The sequence below is a fragment of the Caulobacter sp. GW456-12-1-14-TSB4 genome (assembly GCF_059424195.1).
Genome location: NZ_JBWKZF010000018.1, coordinates 98,169 through 113,675, shown reverse-complemented (window position 1 = coordinate 113,675; position 15,507 = coordinate 98,169). Strand labels below are relative to the sequence as shown.

The following is a 15,507-nucleotide window of genomic DNA, read 5'->3' as shown; positions in this document are numbered from 1 at the left end:
GCCCTTCCCCCATCAAGGGGGAAGGGGGCTAGTTATGCGTCGCGTCCCAGTAAGCCACAGCTTCAGCGTCGCGAAGGCTAAGTTCCGGATAGCGGGGATCGGTTCCGACATCGGGCACTCGACGCCACGACCGCGCACAGCGCGGCGTATTGTCGACGAGGCTTCTAGTTGCATCGACGGTCACCATATCGACGCCGTCCAGCTTGAAGAACCGCGCCCAGTGCGGGTTCACCGCTTTGAAGCTGTCGGCGTGCCAATCGACGTGGGTGATCGTTGCCTGGCTTGTCCGGAAAATCTCCTCGGGATCGAGGCCTTCGAAGGCCGCGACGAGATTGTGATCAGTGATGAAGACCTCCGGCGCGGCGTCCAATGCCGAGCCGATGGCCTTCGACTGGCGTTGAACTTCCAGGGCGCCGGTCACCACCGACATGACGGTCTCGACCTTGGCCCAGCGCGCGGCCTCATCGGTGTTGCACCACGCGCCCGGCGTTTCCGGGATCACCCGCAGGCTGTTGGAGCCGGCGTCGGGGAAGCGCGTCTGCCACGCCTCTTCCATGGTGAAGCTGGTCAGCGGCGACAGCCAGATGGTCAGGCGCTCGAACACATAGTCCAGCACCGTGCGATAGGCCCGCCGGCGCAGGGCCGTCGGCGCGTCGCAATAGAGGCTGTCCTTGCGGATGTCGAAGAACAGGGTCGACAGGTCGCCCTGGCAGAACTCGATCAGCGGCCGGACCACGTCGCTGAAGCGATAGGCCTCGTAGGCGGCGCGGACGTCGCGATCCAGCTCCCACAGGCGGTGCAGGATGTACTTCTCCAGCGGCGGGAAGTCGGCGTAGTCGGTGACCCGCTCTTCCTCGTCGAAGCCGGCCAGGGCGCCCAGCAGATAGCGCGTGGTGTTGCGCAGCTTGCGATAGGCGTCGGTGGTGGTGGCCAGGATCGTCTTGCCGATCCGCTGGTCCTCCGAATAGTCGACCATCGCCGCCCACAGACGCAGGATCTCGGCGCCGCTCTCCTTGGTGACGGACTGCGGCTCGACGGTGTTGCCCTTGGATTTGGACATCTTCTCGCCGTTCTCGTCCTGGGTGAACCCGTGGGTGAGAACCGCCTTGTAGGGCGCGCGACCGCGGGTGCCGCAGCCTTCGAGCAAGCTGGACTGGAACCAGCCGCGATGCTGGTCGGAGCCTTCCAGATAGAGGTCGGCCGGCCAGTGGCTGTCGGCCCGGCCTTCGATCGTGAAGGCGTGGGTGCAGCCGCTATCGAACCAGACATCGAGGATGTCGCCGACCTTCTCGAACTGGGCGGCGTCGTAGGCGTCGCCCAGGAAGTCGGCGTCGGGACGCGAGAACCAGGCGTCGGCCCCGCCTTCGCGGATGGCCGCCAGGATGCGGGCGTTGACCGCCTCGTCCATCAGCGGCGCGCCGGTGGCCTTGTCGATGAACATGGCCAGCGGCGTGCCCCAGGCGCGCTGGCGGCTGACCAGCCAGTCGGGACGCGTCTCGACCATCGAGCCGATGCGGTTGCGGCCGGCGTCGGGGTGGAAGGCGGTGTCGGCGATGGCCTGGATGGCCGTCTCGCGCAGGGTCTTGCCGCTGTCGAGCGCCTGATCCATCCGGATGAACCACTGCGGGGTGTTGCGGAAGACGATCGGAGCCTTCGAGCGCCAGCTGTGCGGATAGCTGTGCTCGACGCGACCGCGCGCCAGCAGGTTTCCGGCCTCGATCAGCTTGTCCATGACCGCGCCGTTGGCGGGGCCGAACTTGCCGGCCTTCTTGCCCTCGGTCTCGATGACCTTCAGGCCCGCGAACAGCGGCACGTGCGGATAGTAGGCGCCGTCCGGGTCGACGGTGTCGGGGATGGAGTCCAGCGGATAGCCGCTCTTCAGCCACACCAGATAGTCGTCGGCGCCGTGGCCCGGGGCGGTGTGGACGAAGCCAGTGCCGGCGTCGTCGGTGACGTGGTCCCCGGCCAGCAACGGCACGTCGAAGCCGAAGCCTTCGTCGAGCGCCTTGAGCGGGTGATCGCAGGAAAGGCCCTGCAAATTCACACTCTGCAGTTTGCGCGATTTAGCGATCTTCGCTGCGGCGAAAACGTCACCAGCCAGTTTCTCGGCGACGATGAAGCGATCGCCCGGTTTGGCCCAAGGTTCGAAAGCCAGATCGCTTTCCATCTCCTCGACCTCGTACATCGCGTAGGCGATGTTCGGGTTGTAAGAAATGGCGCGGTTGGCCGGTATCGTCCAAGGCGTAGTCGTCCAGATAACGACCGACGCGCCGACCAGCGGGCCAAGTTCGTCAGCTCGTTCCTTCGATCCAGCGATGATGCCGCGAACCGGGAACTTCACCCAGATCGTGGGGCTGACGTGGTCGTGGTACTCGATCTCGGCGTCGGCCAGGGCCGTGCGCTCGACCGGGCTCCACATCACGGGCTTGGAGCCGCGATAGAGCTGGCCCGAGGCGGCGAACTTGTGGAACTCGGCGACGATCGTGGCTTCCGAGGTGAAGTCCATGGTGGCGTAGCGGTTCCACCAGTCGCCCAGGATGCCCAGACGTTGGAACTCGCTCTTCTGGGCCTCGACCCAGCCGCCGGCGTATTCGCGGCAGCGCGTGCGGAACTCCTCGGCCGGGACCTCGTCCTTGCGGCGACCCTTGGCGCGGAACTCTTCCTCGATCTTCCACTCGATCGGCAGGCCGTGGCAGTCCCAGCCCGGCACGTAGTCGACGTCGTAGCCCAGGGCGAAGCGCGAGCGGACCACGAAGTCCTTCAGCGTCTTGTTCAGGGCGTGGCCGATGTGGATGGCGCCATTGGCATAGGGCGGGCCGTCGTGCAGCACGAACAGCGGGGCGCCGTCGGCCTGGCGCTTGGCGCGCACCGCGCCGTACAGGCCCTTGGGCGAGAGGGCGGCCCAGCCCTCCAGGATCTCGGGCTCCTTCTTGGGCAGGCCCCCGCGCATCGGGAACGGGGTGTCGGGAAGGAAGACGGTTTCGCGATAGTCGCGGGCGGTCGTGGCGTCGTCGGCCATGGAATGATTATCCAAGCTGGAAGTTCGGGAGGGGCGCGGACTTAAAACCCGGCGCGCGCGCAAGCCTGACCGGCGGCGTCACGCCGGGCGGATAATTCGCGCTGTATTCCGAACGGAACTCATGGATTTGGGGGATAGCAGAGGGCGACAGGCGACGCCAGTGCCGACCCCCTCCACCGCCGTTCGGCGGTCCCCTCCCCCAAGAGGGGGAGGAGAGTCATCTCTCCGCCCCGCTTGGGGGCGGACAGACCTGCGCAAGCAGGTCAGGTGGGGGCCTGTGCTGACTCTACGCCCCCAGCTTCCGCAGCTTGGGCGTCACGGTGACCGTCATCAGCCGCGCGTTGCGGATGACCAGAAAGTCGGTGGGCCGGCCGATGCTGTGGTGGTCCAGGGCGCGCAGCAGGTCGTCGAGACCGGTCAGGACCTGGGTCCCCGCTGAGACCAGCAGGTCGCCTTCCTTGATCCCGGCCTTGGCGGCCGGGCCGCCGGCGTCGACATGGGCGACATAGACCGCATAGGGCTGGTGCAGGCCGGTGGCCTTGGCCAGGGCCGGCGGGATCGGGGCCTGCTGGGCGATCAGGCCGATGGAGCCGCGCCGCACGTGGCCGTGCGCCAGCAGCTCGGCGATCACGAACTTGGCGGTGTTGGCCGCCACCGCGAAGCACAGGCCCTGGTAGCCGGCGATGATCGCCGTGGCGATGCCGACCACCTCGCCGGTGGAATTGACCAGCGGCCCGCCACTGTTGCCGGGATTGAGCGCCGCGTCGGTCTGGATCAGGTCCTCGACCAGCCGGCCGCGCTCGCCCCGCAAGCTGCGGCCCAGCGCCGAGACCACGCCGGTGGTCACCGTGGCCTCGAAGCCCAGCGGCGCGCCGATGGCGATGACCAGCTGGCCGCGCCGCAGCCGTTTGGAGTCGCCCAGTTTGGCCACGGGCAGATCGACGGCCTGGTCGATCTTGATCACGGCCAGGTCGGTGTCGGGATCGTCGCCGACGCAGCGGGCGGTGAAGCTGCGGCCCTCGGCGGTGATGACGATGTAGCGGCTGGCGCCCTGGATCACGTGGCTGTTGGTCAGGATCAGGCCGCCCCCTCCTCCTTGGGCGGGCCCGATCGCGAAGCCCGAGCCGACGCCGGACAGCCGGGGGTCTTCCAGCATCGGATGGATGCGCACGACGCTGGGGCCGATGCGTTCGACGGCGCGGACCACGGCGTTGGAATAGGCGTCCAGCAGATCGCCGTCGGGCAGGGCGCAATAGCCGCCCTCGACCTCGACGGCCTTGCCCGTGTCGAACACGAACTGCACGCCCTCGGGATAGGCCAGGATCTCGTGGGCGCGCACCTTCACCGGCCGCACCGCGCGCGCGAACTGCTGGTACTTGCGCCCCTTGAGCATCGGTCCCCACCCCTGCCGTTAAACAAGGTTAACGGGACGAGAGAGAACGCGAAAGGGTTTCTCCTCACCCGTGAAACGGGGGAGGTGGCGCGGTGCGGATACGCGCCGTGACGGAGGGGGCGTCAGGCGGCGGTGAGCGCCCCCTCCGTCCCTCCGGGACACCTCCCCCGCAGGCGGGGGAGGAGAAGATCAGAAGCCCGGCGCGACGATCGCCCGCGCTTCCTGCTCGTCGCGATGGATCTGCTCGATCATCAGCTCCAGGCTGTCGAACTTCAGCTCCGGACGCAGGAAGGCGATCAGGTCGGTCTCGATGATCTGGCCGTAGAGGTCCTCGTCGAAATCGAACAGCCAGGTCTCCAGCCGGGTCTCGACGATGCCGGTCGTGGGGTTGTTGCCCAGATTGGCCACGCCGGGCACCTCGCGGCCGTCGGGCAGACGGGTGCGGGTGGCGTAGACGCCGAGCTTCGGCACCACATAGTCCTCGACCTCGACATTGGCGGTCGGGAAGCCCAGCTGGCGGCCCAGCTGCTGGCCCCGGCGCACCACGCCCTCGATGGCGAAGGGGCGACCCAGGATGCGGCCGGCCTGGTCGGGCTGGCCGGCGCGCAGGGCGTCGCGGACGCCGGTCGAGGAGAACTTGTCGCCATCGCGGCTGGCGACCGGCTCGGCGATCGAGACGGTGAAGCCGTACTCTTCGCCATAGGCCTTCAGCAGGTCGCCGCTGCCGGTGCGGCCCCGGCCGAACGAGATGTCGAAGCCGGCGGCGACGTGCTTCACGGAGAGGCCCTCGACCAGCACCTTCTCGACGAACTCGCGGTCGCTAAAGCTGGCCATCTCGAAGTCGAACGGCAGCAGATAGAGCAGATCGACGCCGAGGCCGCCCAGGGCGCGGGCCTGCTGGGCGTGGGTCATCAGCTTGAAGGCCGGCTCGGTCGGGCGAAACAGGCGGCGCGGATGCGGGTCGAAGGTGATGACGCCCAGCGGCGCCTTCAGCTCCAGCGCGGCCTTGGCGGCCTGGGCGATCACCTGCTGGTGGCCGCGGTGCACGCCGTCGAAATTGCCCAGCGCCACGGCGGCGCCGCGCTCGTCGGCGGGGAGGTCTTTCCAGGCGTTGACGGTCTTGAGGGTCATCAGACGGCCTTGCGCGGAACCATGACCACGGCCTCGCCGTCGACAACCGTTTTGCCATTGACCTTGCAGACGGTGGCCAGCGTGACCTGGGCCTTGGCCTCGTTGATCTCGGAGATGGTGACCACGGCGGTGACCTCGTCGCCGATCTTGACCGGGCGCTTGAACTTCAGCGCCTGCGACAGGTAGATCGCGCCCGGGCCGGGCAGGGTCGTGCCCAGCACCGCCGAGATGTAGCCGGCCGACAGCATGCCGTGGGCGATGCGCTGGCCAAAGCTGGTCGTGGCCGCATAGTCGGCGTCCAGGTGCACCGGATTGGTGTCGCCAGTCACTTCCGCGAAGGCGACGATGTCGGCCTCGCCGACGGTGCGGACCAACTGCGCCGATTGGCCGACGCTGAGCTCTTCCAGAAACTTGCCCTGCATGACGCTCCCCTTGTTTTTCTTGTTACCAGACCAGGTCGCCGATGGCGTGGGTCGCGCCCACGGACTCGGCGTCGAGCAGGGCCTGGACGGCGTCCGGGATCAGCTGGCCATCCGGACCGACGGCCGTTTCGCCATGGATGCCCTTGGCGATGAACAGGCAGGCCAGCTTCTGGTCGTGGGCGCCTTTCACATCGGTGATGACGCCGTCGCCGATGCACAGCACGCGGTCGCGATCGACGGGACGGCCCAGCAGCTGCGCGGCCTCGGCCACGGCCAGGTCGTAGATCGCCGCATAGGGCTTGCCGGCCATCACCACCTTGCCGCCCAGGCTCTCATAGAGATCGGCCAGGGCGCCGGCGCAGAAGATCAGGCGATCGCCGCGCTGCACGACGCGGTCGGGATTGGCGCAGATGAACAGCAGGCCCCGATCGGCGGCGACCTTCAGGCGGTCGCGATAGTCCTCGGGGACCTCGTTCTCGTCGTCATAGAGGCCCGAGCTGAGGATGAAGTCGGCGTCCTCAGGGCTGGCCAGGGTCAGGTCGAAGCCGGCCCACAGCGGACCGTCCCGCTCGGGGCCGATCTTCCAGACCTTGGTCCCGGTGTGCGGCGTCAGCAGCGCCCGCGTCGCGTCGCCCGAGGTCACGAACCCCTGCCAGGCCGAACGCGGCACGCCCAGGCTGTCGAGCTGGGCCACCACGTCATACGAGGGGCGCGGCGAGTTGGAGATCAGCACCACCGGACCCTTGGTCTGGCCCCAGGTCGTCAGGGCCTGGCAGGCTTCCGGGAAGCTGCGGACCCCGTTGTGGATCACGCCCCAGACGTCGCACAGCACCAGTTCGTAGCGGTCGGAAAGGGCGGAAAGGCCGGTGGGGAAGTCCATCATGGATTGGGCGGTAAAGCTCGTAGGAGAGGGCGTCAACTGCGACGCCCGTTGTGGGCCATCTAGGCGTTCGCGGGCTCGGTCGCCAGGGCCAGGGTCATCTGCTCGGCCAACCAGTCGTTCATGCGGGCGTCGATGACCAGGTGAACCCGGTCGGTTTGCCCGCGATTGGCCACGGTATGCGGGTCCGACAGGCGCAGGTACCAGGCTTCGCCCAGGGCCAGCGGCACGGGGACGCCATTGACCTTGAACTCGACGTCCGGGTTGCTGGTGACGGGGATATGGATCCGCGCCTTGCCGTCTTCGGCGGCCAGGTCGTGGTCGGTGTGTTCCTTGATCACCGAGCCGGGCGTCAGCTTCATCAGCCGCACGCTGGTCAGCGGGCACTTGAAGGCGGCCAGGACATCCTGGAAGTAGGGGCAGGCCTCCAGGAGCGGCGTGTCGACATAATCGGTGCGGACCGGGTCGGAATAGATCATCCGGACCGGATGGGTCTCGCCAGCCAGGCCGCGCAGGGCGATGGCGCTCCAGTCGCCGTCATAGTTCTGGCGGACGAAATGCGAGGTCCAGGTCGTATCGGCCTCGACCCGCGCCAGGTCCGCGCGCAGCCGGTCCGGATCGAAGGCGAAGGGCAACCGCACGCGGTCTGGAAAGCGCATGGTTTCAATCTATGCTGGTTATCCTCCACGTCACAAGCGACGGACACCGCATGACGCGCGCGCCGCAGGGCCTGATCTTCCACATGTCGCGATGCGGCTCGACCCTGCTGGTGCGGATGCTGGCGGCGGACCCGGCCAATACGGCGATCAACGAAGATGCCGGTATCGACCGGGCGGCGCTGAGCGGCGATCCGACCGCGCTGCGGGTTGCGGCCGCCGCCCTGGCCGGCGAGGGGCCGCTCTATCTCAAGCTGGACTGCTGGGCGGCGCGGGAGCTGCCGCTGTACCGGGCGGCGTTTCCGGACACGCCGTGGGTCTTCGTCTATCGCGACCCGGTCGAGGTGATGGTCTCCCACGCGCGCCGACCGGGCAGCCAGATGGTCGGTGAGCTGGTCCCTCCGGCGCGCCTGGGCCTCGCCGAAAGCGGCAATCCGCTGGACCCGGCCTATCACGCCGCCGTCCTGACCGGGATCTGCGAGGGCGCGCTGGCGCACTGGGACCTCGGCGGCGGCCTGGCCATCGACTATCGGGACCTGCCGAACGCCCTGTTCGACCGCATCCTGCCGCACTTCGGCGTCACGCCCGACGCCGAGGCCGTCGCGCGGATGCGGGGCGCCACGCACCGCAACGCCAAATATCCCGAACAGACCTTCGCGCCGGACGCCGAGGACAAGCGGCGCGAGGCCGGGCCGGCGATCCTGGCGGCCTGCGAGGGCCGTCTGGCCGCCGCCCATGCCCGGCTGCGTCAGCTTTCGAAAAACCGCGTTCCGTGACTATCCTCCTCCCAATAAAGGGGAAGGGCCGATGACGATACTGATCCTGGGGCTCTTGCTGTTCCTCGGCGTCCACTCGGTGCGGATCGTGGCCGCGCCGTTCCGCGACGCCCAGGTCGCGGCCAGTCCGGGGCGCTGGAAGGGGCTCTACTCGATCGTCTCGGCGGTGGGGCTGGGGCTGATCATCTGGGGCTGGATTCAATTCCGGCCGATGGCGCCGCAGCTTTATGACCCGCCGCCCTGGGGGCGTCACGCGACCATGGGCCTGGTGTGGATCGCGTTCGTGCTGATGGCGGGTTCGAACGGGCCGGTCGGACGGATCAAGGCGACGGTGCGCCATCCGATGCTGCTGGGGACGATCGCCTGGTCGGCGGGGCATCTGCTGGCCAATGGGGATCAGGCGTCGGCGCTGCTGTTCGGGTCGTTCCTGGTGTGGGCGATCGTGGATTTGGCTTCGGCGCTCGGGCGTGGGGAGCCGGCGCCGGTGGTGACGAAACCGATCGCGGATGTGATCGCGGTGGTGGCGGGCACTGTGTTGTATCTGGTGTTCGTGTTCTTCCTCCACCGGGTGCTATTCGGTGTTTCGCCGCTGGGCTAGGTCGCGTCGTGGTCAATCTCTCCTCCCCCTTTGGGGGAGGGGGACCGCCGAACGGCGGTGGAGGGGCCAGCGCTGCTGAGTCATGACCAGCCCCCTCCGTCACGGCGCGCTTCGCGCCGCGCCACCTCCCCCAAGAGGGGGAGGAGAGAACAACGCTCCGTCGTTGGCTTAGGTGGCGTCGTGGAAGATTACGCCCAGCGTACGTCTACGGCCTGACCTGATCTCACTCACCCCATGCCGCAGCACCCGCCGGTGCACCCCCCGCGTCCCCTCCGCCGGCCGCTCACGCACCGCGAAGATCACACCCTCGCCCTGCCTCAGCGGCACAACCTGCGGCGCGCTCTGTTGTCTCGGCCGCTGCTCGACGATCACGAACTCGCCGCCGTCGAAGTCGCGGCCTGGTTCGTCCAGCAGGAATGCCGCCTGCAGGGGGAAGACATGCTCGCCATAGAGATCCTGGTGCAGGCAGTTGTAGTCGCCCGGCCCATAGGTCAGCAGCAGGGGCGTCGGCCGCGCCTGGCCCGCCTCGCGGCAGTGGGCCAGCATGTCGTCCAGCGCGTCGGGGAAGCGCCGCTCCTCGGCGAGGCGTTCGGCCCAGGCGTTGGCGATGGTCGACAGCGGGCCGTAGAGGCCCTGCCGGAGTCGCTGGACGACGTCCGGCAGGGGATAGCTGAAGTACTTGTACTCGCCGCGTCCGAAGCCGTGGCGGGCCATCACCACCCGGCTGCGGAAGCCCTCATCTCGCGGATAGAGGTCGGCGATGCCCGCGCAGGTCTCGGGCTTCAGCATCGGGCCGGTCAGGGCCCAACCGCGGGCGTCGAGCTCGGCGGTGATGCGGGTCCAGTCCATCTTAGTAGGGTTTGGGGTCACGCGGTCTCGCGCGCCAACAGAGCCGCCTTGCGCTCGACGCCCCAGCGATAGCCGGACAGGCCGCCGTCGGCGCGGACCACGCGGTGGCAGGGCGTGATCACCGCCAGCGGATTGGCCCCGCAGGCCTGGGCCACGGCGCGCGAGGCGGTTGGCCGGCCGATGGCCTTGGCGATGTCGGCATAGGAGGCGGTCTGGCCGGCGGGGATCTCGCGCAGCGCGGCCCAGACGGCCTTCTGCAGGTCGGTGCCCTGGGCGTCGATCGGAAGGTTGGCTGCGTGGTCGGGATGATCGACGAGATCGGCCACCGCCTTCAGGTCAGCCGCCAGGCCTTCGCTGTCCGGCACGATCCGGGCGTGCTTGAAGCGCTTTTCCAGGTCCGCCTTCAGCGCTTCACGGTCGTCGCCCAGGGTGACCAGGCGCAGGCCGGCGGCGGAGCGGGCGACCAGGGCCAGGCCCAGGCTGGTTTCAACGACGCCCCAGCGCAGGGTCTCGCGATTGAGGTCGGGCTTGCAGCGCAGGCAGGCGCGCAGGCCGGCGGCGCGGGCTTGTTCGCGGGTGTCGTAGAAGGCGACGTTCTTGCGCAGCGGGCGGCCGCCGCAGCTGGCGACGCAATAGACGCCGGTGGTGCGTACGCCAATATAGAAGGCGCCTTCGGTGGCGCGGTCCTTGGCGCGCATGGCGTCCCAGCGCGCGTCGTCGGTGAGATAGGTCGGAGCGGTCATGGGTGGGTCTCCTTTCGTAGGGAGACCATGCGTCAGACCGCGCGTCGGATCATTCCGATGCTTGCTGTCCGGCGCCCAAAGCTGTCAGCAGTCTTACCAGCCGACCGCGCGACGGCGCAGGGCCCCGCGCATGAAGTCCTGCGGCGGTTCGGCCTCGGCCAGGACGGCGTCACGGATGGCGCGCGGCTCGCCGAACAGGTGGCCTTGGCCGTAGCCGATGTCGAGATCCAGGATGTCGACGATCTGCTTCTCGGCCTCGACCTTCTCGACGATGACCTCGATACCGTAGCGGCGGGTCAGGGCGGCGAAGTCGCTGGCGTTCAGGTCGGGCAGCGAGGCGATGACCAGCTTGCCGTCCTGCTCTTCCAGCTGGTCCAGCAGCATCTGGGCGCCGACCTTGATGTAGCGCACGTCGGCGCGGGCCAGGTCCTGGAAGTCCAGGTCCAGGTCGGCGACCTTGTCGAGGCTGAAGCTGAAGCCCAGGCTGGCCAGGCGGGCCATGTGACGGGCCTCGACCGCGCCACGGCGTTCGAACGCGGCCTGGCCCAGCTCGAAGATCACCGAACCGGCCAGGTCCTTGTTGCCCTGCATGAACTCGAGGAACTGCGGGAAGAAGCTCTCGTCGCCCAGGCTGGCCAGCGAGATGTTGCAGAAGATCCCGACCTTGCGGTCCTGCTTGCCCAGGCGGCGGACGATCTGCACGCAGCGGAACAGCAGCAGGTTGTCGATGGCCGTCATCAGGCCTTCCGGCTCGGCCACGGCCAGGTACTCGGCCGGCATCATCACGCGGCCGGTCTCGTCGCGCAGGCGCGAGAAGCTTTCGTAGAAGACGGTCCGGCGCTGGGGCAGGCTGACGATCGGCTGCAGGTAGAGGTCGACGCGGTTCTCGGCGAGCGCGTCCTGGACGACTTCCAGCATGTGGCTGGTCTGCGGGGCGCGGTCGCGGGCCACGCTGTGGCTGCGAGCCGAGGCGGCGGCGACCTGGTGGCTGAGCTGCTGCTCCATCCGGTCGCTCATCTGGGAGATCATGTCCTCCAGCTGATGGACCTCGGTCGACAGTTCCTCGGTGCGGCGCTGGGAGTCGGCAGCGACAGACTCCACCAGGTCCGAGACCCGGGCGTCGACCTTCTCGATCTGGTCCAGGAGGATGGCGTGGGCTTCGCGCACGGTGTCGATGTCGCCGCGCAGGGCGGCGGCCAGGAAGGTCTGGCCCACCAGTCCGTGGAAGGCGAAGGCCAGTCCCAGGGTGCCGATGAAGGCCGAGACGCCGACAGCCGGGGTCGCGCCCATCCTCCAGAGGAAGAGGGAGACGATCAGAGCCAGACAAAGATAAGCCCCCGTCAGGAGCCCCAGCATCAGCCTACGCATCATTCGCCCATACGAATCGTAAGTCGTAATCAGACCGACCGGCGGTCGAAGAGTCGAATCTATTAACGACCCTGCGCCATTCGGTCCCAACAGCCCTTAAGCAGTGATCATAACCCAAACTACGCGGATCGTTGAATCGACATCGGTGTCTTCGACTGATAATCGTTCGCAATCTAATCGGAGCCATTATGTCCGAAGCGTACGCGTTGTCCTCCCAATTCAACCCAGCCGAGACTCCCGGCGTGCGTCCCCTGGCCACGGCCGGGCGGGGCGATCGCGGCGTGATCGTCAAGGTCACCGGCGTGTCCGGCGCGGACGAGTCCGTGGCCGCCGAGGAACTGGAGCGACGCCTGCTGGAGATGGGCTTCGTGGAGGGCGCGGCCATCGAGGTCCTGCACGAGGGCCTGTTCGGCCGCGACCCGATCGCCGTGCGCGTGGACGACACCCGCGTGGCCCTGCGCCGGCGTGAAGCCGCCGCGGTCACTGTGAAATTCGACGGACTCTAAGACCTTGGCACTCGATACCGCTATCGCGCCCGATACCGCCGCGAACACCGCCTCCACCCGTATCGCCCTGGTCGGCAATCCCAACTCCGGCAAGACCGCGCTGTTCAACGCCCTGACCGGCAGCCGCCAGAAGGTGGCCAACTACGCCGGGGTCACGGTCGAGCGGAAGGAAGGCGTGCTGACCACGCCGTCCGGCCGCCAGATGCGCGTGCTGGACCTGCCCGGCACCTACTCCCTACGCGCCCGCAGCCCCGACGAGGTCGTCACCCGCGACGCCGTGCTGGGCAAGCTCAGCGGCGAGACCGCGCCCGAGGCCCTGATCTGCGTGGCCGACGCCACCAACCTGCGACTCGTCCTGCGCCTCGTTCTGGAGCTGAAGCAGGTGGGCCGCCCGTTCGTGCTGGCCCTCAACATGTTCGACATCGCCCAGCGCCAGGGCCTGCGCATCGACCTGGAACGCCTGTCCCAGGAACTGGGCGCGCCCATCGTCACCACGGTGGCGACCCGCAAGCGCGGCCTGCCCGAGCTCTTGGAAAAGGCCGAGGCCCTGGTCGCGGCTCGCAAGGTCGAGACCGAGAACGTCTGGCATGAGCCGACCGCCGGCGAGATCCGCGCCGCCCACGCCGAGGCCCAGCGCATCTTCAAGGCCTGCGTGAAGCCGCCCGAGCGTCCCGACACCATCACCGGCAAGATCGACGGCGTGCTGCTGCACCCGGTCGCCGGCCTGCTGATCCTGGTCGCCCTGATGTTCGTGATGTTCCAGGCGGTGTTCACCTGGGCCGCCCCGATCATGGACGGCATCGACGCGGCGTTCGCGGCCATCGCCGGCTGGACCAACGCCCACCTGCCGCCCGGTCTGCTGACCAGCTTCGTCGCCGACGGCCTGATCGCCGGCGTCGGCAGCGTGCTGGTGTTCCTGCCGCAGATCCTGATCCTGTTCTTCTTCATCCTGGTGTTGGAAGACAGCGGCTACATGACCCGCGCGGCCTTCCTGCTGGACAAGCTGATGGGGGTGGCCGGCCTGCACGGGCGGGCGTTCATCCCGCTGCTGTCCAGCTTCGCCTGCGCCATCCCGGGGATCATGGCCACGCGGGTGATCGACAACAAGCAGGACCGGCTGACGACGATCCTGATCGCGCCGCTGATGACCTGCTCGGCCCGCATCCCGGTCTACACCCTGATCATCGGCGCCTTCATCCCGCGCGCCACGGTCTGGGGCGGCCTGTCGCTGCAGGGTCTGGTGATGTTCGGCCTGTTCGCCGCCGGCATCGTCAGCGCGCTGGTGGTGTCGACAGTCATCCGCCGCATCTTCTGGCGAGGCACGGTCGAGCCGTTCATGATGGAGCTGCCGACCTATCGCTGGCCCGAGCCGCGCAACGTCCTGATGAACCTGTGGACCCGCGCCCGCATCTTCCTGAACCGCGCCGGCCGCATCATCCTGCCGCTGATGGTGCTGGTCTGGGTGCTGTCGACCTTCCCCTATCCGCCGGAAGGCGCGACGGGTCCGGCCATCGACTACAGCTTCGCTGGCCGCATCGGCCAGTTCATCGCCCCGGTCATGGCCCCCATCGGCTTCAACTGGCAGATGACGGTCGCCCTGATCCCGGGCTTCGCGGCGCGCGAGGTCGCTGTGGCGGCGCTGGGCACGGTCTACGCCGTCGGCGGTGAAGGCGACGCGGCGGCCACGACCCTGGGCTCGCTGCTGTCGCACGCCTGGTCGCTGGCCAGCGCCCTGTCGTTCCTGGCCTGGTACATCTTCGCCCCGCAGTGCGCGGCGACCCTGGGCGTGGTCAAGCGGGAGACCAACGGCTGGCTGTGGCCGTCGGTGATGTTCGTCTACATGACCTCGCTGGCCTATCTGGCCTCGTTCGCGACCTACCACATCGCCGTGGCGATGGGGGCGGGCTAGGGGCTTAAGCTCAGAGCCGCTTCACCCAGGCGAAGACGTCGTCGGGGCGTTCCCGAGCCGAGAGGCCTTCCTGGCGCGCGGCCTCGCCGACCTTGCGCAGCCGGCCCGGCGTGACGCCGAACCGCGCACGGAAGGCGCGGCTGAAGTGGGCGTCCGAGCGGAAGCCGTGTTTGTATCCCACCTCGGCCAGGGTCAGCTGCTCGGCGCCGTCCTGCAGGATGACGTCGAAAGCCCGGTCCAGCCGGCGCTGCTGGATGAAGGCGCTGACCCCGCCCGCCGGCTCGAAAACCTTGTAGAGCTGGCTGCGCGAGACGGCGAGATGGCGGCGCACCGTTTCCGGGGAGAGGTCCGGATCGTCCAGGCGCTGGTCCACGAACCGCTGGCCCGAGATCAGCAGCACCTTATCCAGCGGCCGCGGATCGGCGCTCAAGGGATCGCCGCAAGCCAGGATGACGCCGCTCAGGAGGGCGGCCGTGGCCTTGGCGACCAGGGGCGCCTCGGCGGGGCTGATCTCCTCGACGGACGCCCAGAGCGTGCGCATGTGCGCGCCGAACATCCGACCCGTCGAGGTGGTCTCCGACATGACCCGGCCATGGAAGTCAAGCCCGGCGGTCTGCGGGTCCAGCAGGCCGCGCGGAACGATTATGTACAGGGTGCAGTAGTCGGTCCGGCTGATCAGGTCGGAGGGCCGCGCCATGTCCACGATCCGGATATCACCCATGTCGCTGGCGGCCTCGCGGCCGTCGTAGTCGGCGCGCCACTCGGCCTTTTCGAGATCCAGCACCGCCATGACGGTGTCGCTGGCGTCGGCCATGATGTGGGTCAGCTTCCGCTCGAAGCGCTGGGGCACGCCGACGCATCGCATGATGACCACATGGCCCAGCTGGTAACCTTCCAGCCGATTGTGGAACGCCGCCTCGGGCGACAGCAGGGTCACGTCGAACAGATGCGCGCAGGCCCGGCGATACTGCTCGACGGCGTCGGGCTGCTGGCGGGCGTCCAGCACCCACAGATCGCGGTTCAGGCGTTCACTCACGCGGAAAGCCTCGGTGATCGGCCCGGGAACGTCCCGGCGAAAACGCCAGGACAATAGAATGTGGATGGCCAGTCAATGACAGGGCCGGGATGTCGCGCGAGAACAGGGGGCAAGTCGCGCGCCGGTGGGGTACTAGGCGCGCCTTGCACGGGCTTCCTTTGCGGAAAACGTGGAGGCCCACCCGGGTGGGGCGGGTCGGGGGGGGGGGGGGGGGGGGGGGG

15 protein-coding genes are annotated in these 15,507 nt (G+C 68.4%); 4 read left to right on the top strand and 11 right to left on the bottom strand.

All coding sequences use genetic code 11. The features are described 5' to 3' along the window. Nucleotides 1-28: 28 nt before the first annotated feature. The 6 genes from ileS to AC07YH_RS17335 all read right to left on the bottom strand — a co-directional run bounded on the left by ileS (nucleotide 29) and on the right by AC07YH_RS17335 (nucleotide 7,504). Nucleotides 29-3,019 carry an isoleucine--tRNA ligase gene (gene ileS, locus AC07YH_RS17360; protein WP_494748203.1) on the bottom strand — a complete coding sequence of 997 codons (2,991 nt, stop codon included), beginning with the start codon at nucleotides 3,017-3,019 and terminating at the stop codon, nucleotides 29-31. A gap of 286 nt (nucleotides 3,020-3,305) precedes the next feature. Then, nucleotides 3,306-4,412: a S1C family serine protease gene (locus tag AC07YH_RS17355; RefSeq protein ID WP_494748202.1), complete on the bottom strand. Its 1,107-nt coding sequence runs from the start codon at nucleotides 4,410-4,412 to the stop codon at nucleotides 3,306-3,308. Nucleotides 4,413-4,601: 189 nt separating this feature from the next. Then, nucleotides 4,602-5,543 carry a bifunctional riboflavin kinase/FAD synthetase gene (locus tag AC07YH_RS17350; protein ID WP_494748201.1) on the bottom strand — a complete coding sequence of 314 codons (942 nt, stop codon included), beginning with the start codon at nucleotides 5,541-5,543 and terminating at the stop codon, nucleotides 4,602-4,604. Beyond that, nucleotides 5,543-5,965: a MaoC family dehydratase gene (locus AC07YH_RS17345; protein WP_494748200.1), complete on the bottom strand. Its 423-nt coding sequence runs from the start codon at nucleotides 5,963-5,965 to the stop codon at nucleotides 5,543-5,545. Before AC07YH_RS17345 ends, AC07YH_RS17350 begins: the two co-directional genes overlap by 1 nt. Nucleotides 5,966-5,987: 22 nt before the next feature. Next, entirely contained in the window at nucleotides 5,988-6,848 is an 861-nt protein-coding gene (locus AC07YH_RS17340; RefSeq protein ID WP_494748199.1) for a TIGR01459 family HAD-type hydrolase, read from the bottom strand. Between the two features lie 59 nt (nucleotides 6,849-6,907). Beyond that, nucleotides 6,908-7,504, bottom strand: coding sequence for an aspartyl/asparaginyl beta-hydroxylase domain-containing protein (locus AC07YH_RS17335; RefSeq protein WP_494748198.1), 597 nt, complete (start codon nucleotides 7,502-7,504; stop codon nucleotides 6,908-6,910). Nucleotides 7,505-7,554: 50 nt separating this feature from the next. Between AC07YH_RS17335 and AC07YH_RS17330 the strand changes: the two genes are divergently transcribed. Both AC07YH_RS17330 and AC07YH_RS17325 read left to right on the top strand, forming a co-directional pair. Beyond that, complete coding sequence (locus AC07YH_RS17330) at nucleotides 7,555-8,277, top strand: sulfotransferase family protein (RefSeq protein WP_494748197.1); 723 nt, start codon at nucleotides 7,555-7,557, stop codon at nucleotides 8,275-8,277. 31 nt (nucleotides 8,278-8,308) lie between these two features. Then, nucleotides 8,309-8,875: an NnrU family protein gene (locus tag AC07YH_RS17325; protein WP_494748196.1), complete on the top strand. Its 567-nt coding sequence runs from the start codon at nucleotides 8,309-8,311 to the stop codon at nucleotides 8,873-8,875. A gap of 12 nt (nucleotides 8,876-8,887) precedes the next feature. Here AC07YH_RS17325 and AC07YH_RS17320 read toward each other — a convergent pair whose 3' ends face one another. The 4 genes from AC07YH_RS17320 to tipF form a co-directional block, all read right to left on the bottom strand. After that, complete coding sequence (locus AC07YH_RS17320) at nucleotides 8,888-8,959, bottom strand: hypothetical protein (RefSeq protein WP_494748208.1); 72 nt, start codon at nucleotides 8,957-8,959, stop codon at nucleotides 8,888-8,890. An 84-nt stretch (nucleotides 8,960-9,043) separates the two neighbouring features. Next, a complete protein-coding gene (locus AC07YH_RS17315; RefSeq protein ID WP_494748195.1) occupies nucleotides 9,044-9,745 on the bottom strand; it encodes a 2OG-Fe(II) oxygenase in 702 nt (233 codons plus the stop codon). Further along, nucleotides 9,742-10,467, bottom strand: a complete 726-nt coding sequence (locus AC07YH_RS17310; protein ID WP_494748194.1) for a methylated-DNA--[protein]-cysteine S-methyltransferase — start codon at nucleotides 10,465-10,467, stop codon at nucleotides 9,742-9,744. The genes AC07YH_RS17315 and AC07YH_RS17310 overlap by 4 nt, the downstream gene beginning before the upstream one ends. A gap of 93 nt (nucleotides 10,468-10,560) precedes the next feature. After that, nucleotides 10,561-11,835: a flagella assembly cyclic-di-GMP phosphodiesterase TipF gene (tipF, locus tag AC07YH_RS17305; RefSeq protein ID WP_494748193.1), complete on the bottom strand. Its 1,275-nt coding sequence runs from the start codon at nucleotides 11,833-11,835 to the stop codon at nucleotides 10,561-10,563. A 188-nt stretch (nucleotides 11,836-12,023) separates the two neighbouring features. Here tipF and AC07YH_RS17300 point away from each other — a divergent pair, with 188 nt between their 5' ends. Further along, nucleotides 12,024-12,341: a FeoA family protein gene (locus AC07YH_RS17300; protein ID WP_494748192.1), complete on the top strand. Its 318-nt coding sequence runs from the start codon at nucleotides 12,024-12,026 to the stop codon at nucleotides 12,339-12,341. Nucleotides 12,342-12,363: 22 nt separating this feature from the next. Continuing rightward, nucleotides 12,364-14,250, top strand: a complete 1,887-nt coding sequence (feoB, locus tag AC07YH_RS17295; RefSeq protein ID WP_494748207.1) for a ferrous iron transport protein B — start codon at nucleotides 12,364-12,366, stop codon at nucleotides 14,248-14,250. A gap of 10 nt (nucleotides 14,251-14,260) precedes the next feature. Here feoB and AC07YH_RS17290 read toward each other — a convergent pair whose 3' ends face one another. Then, on the bottom strand, nucleotides 14,261-15,286 hold the full coding sequence (locus AC07YH_RS17290) for an AraC-like ligand-binding domain-containing protein (RefSeq protein WP_494748191.1): 1,026 nt from the start codon (nucleotides 15,284-15,286) through the stop codon (nucleotides 14,261-14,263). Between the last annotated feature and the right edge of the window lie 221 nt (nucleotides 15,287-15,507).